Genomic DNA, 3,985 nt, shown 5'->3' on the forward strand with positions numbered 1-3,985 from the left:
GAATTTTGCGATAATGAATTTGCTTTTAGTGATGAAAACCCAATTTATGATAAAAATGGAAGGTCTGAATTATATGATGGAATTTATTTATTAGTAAAAGGTGAAGTTTTGTTTTATGAAGACGTATATGAATTACTTCCAGACGAACATAAATACAAACCATTTGAAGAAATACAAGTAGAATTGGATGATACTAATTACAAAAAATATTTGAAAAACAGCACTGAAAGATAGGATAAAGTAGTGAAATTAATATTTTATAAATTATTTCAAATATGACAGAGAGGAAATGTATTTTATATTTATTGAATGAAATTAAATATAAATTGACAGAATTAAATACACACAATTTTATTGAAATTGATTCAGAAATTTTAGACTCTTTTCATAAATATGAAAAAATGAGAATTAAAATAATTATAATTGATGAAGGGGATCTGAGATTTTTAAAAATTGAGTTAAGACAAAAACGCTTTATTGATAATAATAATAATAATAATAATAATAATGATAAGAGTGGAGCTTCTTGGTTATTATGGGGAGGAAGCAAAAAAGATATTGAAAAAGGAATTAACGAAGCTAAGTCTAAAATTGATTACATAATGGAGGTATATCAAAATGTATATAAATATGATTTAAGATAGGTTTATGAAAAATTGGTCAATAGATAGTTTGCAAAAAACATGGTATTTAGTTTCTAAATTGCATCAAGGACAAAAATATGGAGGAGACGAAGAAGGACTAGAAATAGAATATATTAATCATATTGGAAGCGTTGTGTTTGAAATTATAAAATCTTTTGATTACGATGAAAATATGAATACTGATTTTTCTATAACCTGTGCTATGCTGCATGATACTTTAGAAGATACTAATTTTTCATTTGAAAAAATTAAAGATTTATTTGGAGTACAAGTAGCAAATGGAGTTAAGGCTTTATCAAAGGATATTACTATAAAAGATAAACTAGTTCAGATGAAACATAGTTTATTAAAAATAAAAACAAGAACCAAAAGAAATTTGGTCAGTTAAAATGGCGGATAGAATATGCAATTTATATGCTCCTCCGTATTATTGGACACTAGAAAGAAAAATAGAATATCATAAAGAATCTGTACTTATTTATGATACTTTAAAAGAAGGAAATATTTATTTAGCTAATAGATTAAAAGAAAAAATAGACAATTACAGACAATTTTTATAAGTAAATAGTAAACGTGCCTATCAAGACAGAAGACAAACAAGAGAACTAAACAAAATGTCAGTGAAATATAAATTTTCTGTTTATATACACGGGATTTCAGATAATGTAAACGAGCCTGAATACTTCATATAGCATCTAAAGTCTAATGCTTTTTTTTAAACCTCGATGACTGAGGAAAACGTTTCGTACTTTACAAGAAAATTAAATCTTTTCTTTCAAAAAGCTTTAAAATAGACAATAATTAAATAAAAACTCACCCATGAAAAAAAAATTTTTAACCCTAATAATTATACTAATATGTATTTGTGGTTTTGCACAAAAAATCAAGATCGCCAAAGGAGAAATAAAGCTAGGTGAAAAAACGATTGGTTATATCGAAGGTAAAAAGCCCGTTTTTAAAATATCGAATTTAGACAAAAACTACACAGTTACTGTTGAGTTAAAGCAAGTAGAACCAGTACCTGCTATTCCTATCATGCAACTAAAAAATGAAGCCACAGGAAAATTCAATGAAATTGCTTTTACAGATGGCAAGTTTAATCCTTTTAATAATGAGAAGAGCGTTGTTAATGCCTTACTGGAACATAACTATTTAAGTATTGATGGTTTAAATACAAAAGCAGTGGAAAAATTTATAAATGGAGAAGCAACAGGTGTTTCTGAAAAAGCTTTTAGGAATTCAAAATGAAAAAGATCAAATAAATAAAGCTGTAAATGCCTATCAGTTAACGATTGATGATGCGGGTATTATTTACAGCATAAAAGCGCAAAACCCTGATCCTGTAAATAAAAGAATAGGTTATATCAGGATGACATCACCATCAACAAATGGGGGAATTAAAACATGAAATTTTAGATCTAGACAATAGAATAATAGCAACTTGGTATGCAAAAGCAGCTATGGTTTCAGGCTATGATAAATTTTTAAATCAAGAACTTATTACGTTTGATAATAAGGTTTTTAAAGCCACTTTTGACAATAGAGGTAATCCGATTGGATATATAGAATGAGCAAAGATATAACTGCAATGAATATTGTGAGAGTACTTGTTGGTAACGGATACACTTTAGGGAGTCAATATTTAGAAAACATAAAATAATTAAGTTAACAGAAATTAAATAAAATGAAAAAGAGAATTTTAATCGTAGTTGCATTACAACTTTTTTTAACGCTAAATAGTTGTAGTTCAGATTCAGGAAATGATTCGCCAACTCAAGAGCCACCAGTTGTAGTGATAAAAGCAGACAAAAGTAACATCCTATTCAAAAAATGCTGGAGAAACTGGAGAAACTGTTAGATATCTATGGTGAAAATTTTTCGGATAAAGTAAGTGATATAAAAATAACATTTGATGGGGTACCTGCAACAATTCTTTCGGCTACTGCCAGGCGAAATATCATTTACACTACCAGCTACGGAAAAACTATTACCATCATTAGTTCTAACAATTGTAAAACAGAATAGTAACTAATGATGTAAAAAATACTTATAATGGCAACATTGGTATTTTACCAATTACCAATCAAGCTGCAGGCTGGTTCACTATTCCAATACATGAGAAAAAGTGACTCTGCAATTCCTCGCATACAAATGTTAAGTGATAAGATTTTATATTACACTGAAAGTGGTGCACGTCTCTCTAGAACTTTAGATGGAGGTATTACTTGGACAGATATGGGCCAATAATGGTTTTGGTGCTGGATTTCATGCAACTATATGCCGATGAAGGATGGTGTCATACTGGTTTTGGAATTTCTAAAATAGCAGTTGGTGGATATCTTGGTATAGATCGAATTCGCCAATTTTGGAGATAACAAAGTAGAAACCGCTATTCTATCTATGTAGATGATAATATGAAAGACGGGACAATTGTCTCTCAAAAAGGAAAAGTATTTACCACAACAAATGGAGTCAATTTTACTAAAGTTTACGAAATAGAAGGTAATGGAGCCAATCTTTATCAAGCAACAGAAATTGATAATGATCATATTTGGGCAATTGGATATAAGGAACAAGGTAATATCAATCAGCCTTTTATCTTATTCAAAAACAACACAACAGACGGTTGGAAAGAGTATCCTTTTGTAAAGGAACCTGCAGGTTATTACGCTAGAGAAATTTGTTTTGTTGATTCTAAAATGGTTTTCTTTTAATCAATAAATATCTAAAAACATTATTAGATGTTAAGTTGTTTAAAACCATTAATGGAGGTGACTCTTGGTCTCAAATTTATAATGGAGAAATGTATCAAATTTACTTTTAAAGATGCAAATACAGGTTGGGCAATTCTAGATAATAAAATCTATAAAACAATTAATGGTGGTAGTGTTTGGACTCTTGACTACACACACGACCAACCTATTCGCAATATTTCATATAAGAACGATTTTTGTTGGGCTTTTTCTACAGATAAGATTATCAAACGCTATTTGTAATATTTAGCGATAGAATACTGTATAATAAAACGTTTACAGCCCTAAAAAGCTGTACTATTTTAAAATAAATGGAATGAAAAAAACTTTACTTCTACTATTATTTATTGTTATTACTTCGTGTTATCAGGAAACTTCTATAGCCTTAGAAGGTGATTTTACGACTTCGTATGCAAATGAGGATGAATCAATTCCTGTTCTATCAAAATAGACAATAAAGTCACTGGAGCAGATACGTATGAATGGACTTTTGAAGGAGGCAATCCAAGTAGTTCATCTTTAAAAAATCCAGGTGAGATATTGTATGATAAACAAGGAACGTTTACCATAAAACTCAAAGCATCAAAT

14 protein-coding genes are annotated in these 3,985 nt (G+C 29.2%); all 14 read left to right on the forward strand.

Annotated elements, in window-relative coordinates:
• The coding region (locus AC1RYN_RS03345; protein ID WP_481805828.1) for a hypothetical protein at window positions 1-234 on the forward strand (234 nt) is incomplete at its 5' end.
• Between the two features lie 41 nt (window positions 235-275).
• Entirely contained in the window at window positions 276-644 is a 369-nt protein-coding gene (locus AC1RYN_RS03350; protein WP_481805829.1) for a hypothetical protein, read from the forward strand.
• 4 nt (window positions 645-648) lie between these two features.
• On the forward strand, window positions 649-1,032 hold the full coding sequence (locus AC1RYN_RS03355; protein ID WP_481805830.1) for a hypothetical protein: 384 nt from the start codon (window positions 649-651) through the stop codon (window positions 1,030-1,032).
• A 1-nt stretch (window position 1,033) separates the two neighbouring features.
• Complete coding sequence (locus tag AC1RYN_RS03360; RefSeq protein ID WP_481805831.1) at window positions 1,034-1,204, forward strand: hypothetical protein; 171 nt, start codon at window positions 1,034-1,036, stop codon at window positions 1,202-1,204.
• A gap of 259 nt (window positions 1,205-1,463) precedes the next feature.
• Window positions 1,464-1,892: a hypothetical protein gene (locus tag AC1RYN_RS03365; protein ID WP_481805832.1), complete on the forward strand. Its 429-nt coding sequence runs from the start codon at window positions 1,464-1,466 to the stop codon at window positions 1,890-1,892.
• A complete protein-coding gene (locus AC1RYN_RS03370; RefSeq protein ID WP_481805833.1) occupies window positions 1,858-2,052 on the forward strand; it encodes a hypothetical protein in 195 nt (64 codons plus the stop codon). Before AC1RYN_RS03365 ends, AC1RYN_RS03370 begins: the two co-directional genes overlap by 35 nt.
• Window positions 2,033-2,215: a hypothetical protein gene (locus AC1RYN_RS03375; RefSeq protein ID WP_481805834.1), complete on the forward strand. Its 183-nt coding sequence runs from the start codon at window positions 2,033-2,035 to the stop codon at window positions 2,213-2,215. Before AC1RYN_RS03370 ends, AC1RYN_RS03375 begins: the two co-directional genes overlap by 20 nt.
• Before the next feature lie 113 nt (window positions 2,216-2,328).
• Window positions 2,329-2,502 carry a hypothetical protein gene (locus tag AC1RYN_RS03380; protein ID WP_481805835.1) on the forward strand — a complete coding sequence of 58 codons (174 nt, stop codon included), beginning with the start codon at window positions 2,329-2,331 and terminating at the stop codon, window positions 2,500-2,502.
• A complete protein-coding gene (locus tag AC1RYN_RS03385; protein ID WP_481805836.1) occupies window positions 2,475-2,669 on the forward strand; it encodes a hypothetical protein in 195 nt (64 codons plus the stop codon). The genes AC1RYN_RS03380 and AC1RYN_RS03385 overlap by 28 nt, the downstream gene beginning before the upstream one ends.
• Before the next feature lie 27 nt (window positions 2,670-2,696).
• The gene (locus AC1RYN_RS03390; protein ID WP_481805837.1) at window positions 2,697-2,891 is read left to right on the forward strand and encodes a hypothetical protein; all 195 of its coding nucleotides are present in this window, start codon (window positions 2,697-2,699) and stop codon (window positions 2,889-2,891) included.
• Window positions 2,870-3,019, forward strand: a complete 150-nt coding sequence (locus AC1RYN_RS03395) for a hypothetical protein (RefSeq protein WP_481805838.1) — start codon at window positions 2,870-2,872, stop codon at window positions 3,017-3,019. The genes AC1RYN_RS03390 and AC1RYN_RS03395 overlap by 22 nt, the downstream gene beginning before the upstream one ends.
• 39 nt (window positions 3,020-3,058) lie before the next feature.
• Window positions 3,059-3,358 carry a hypothetical protein gene (locus AC1RYN_RS03400; RefSeq protein ID WP_481805839.1) on the forward strand — a complete coding sequence of 100 codons (300 nt, stop codon included), beginning with the start codon at window positions 3,059-3,061 and terminating at the stop codon, window positions 3,356-3,358.
• 27 nt (window positions 3,359-3,385) lie between these two features.
• The gene (locus AC1RYN_RS03405) at window positions 3,386-3,640 is read left to right on the forward strand and encodes a hypothetical protein (protein ID WP_481805840.1); all 255 of its coding nucleotides are present in this window, start codon (window positions 3,386-3,388) and stop codon (window positions 3,638-3,640) included.
• A 73-nt stretch (window positions 3,641-3,713) separates the two neighbouring features.
• On the forward strand, window positions 3,714-3,848 hold the full coding sequence (locus AC1RYN_RS03410; RefSeq protein ID WP_481805841.1) for a hypothetical protein: 135 nt from the start codon (window positions 3,714-3,716) through the stop codon (window positions 3,846-3,848).
• The last annotated feature ends 137 nt before the right edge of the window (window positions 3,849-3,985 follow it).

It is taken from the genome of Flavobacterium sp. TC780 (assembly GCF_056783245.1).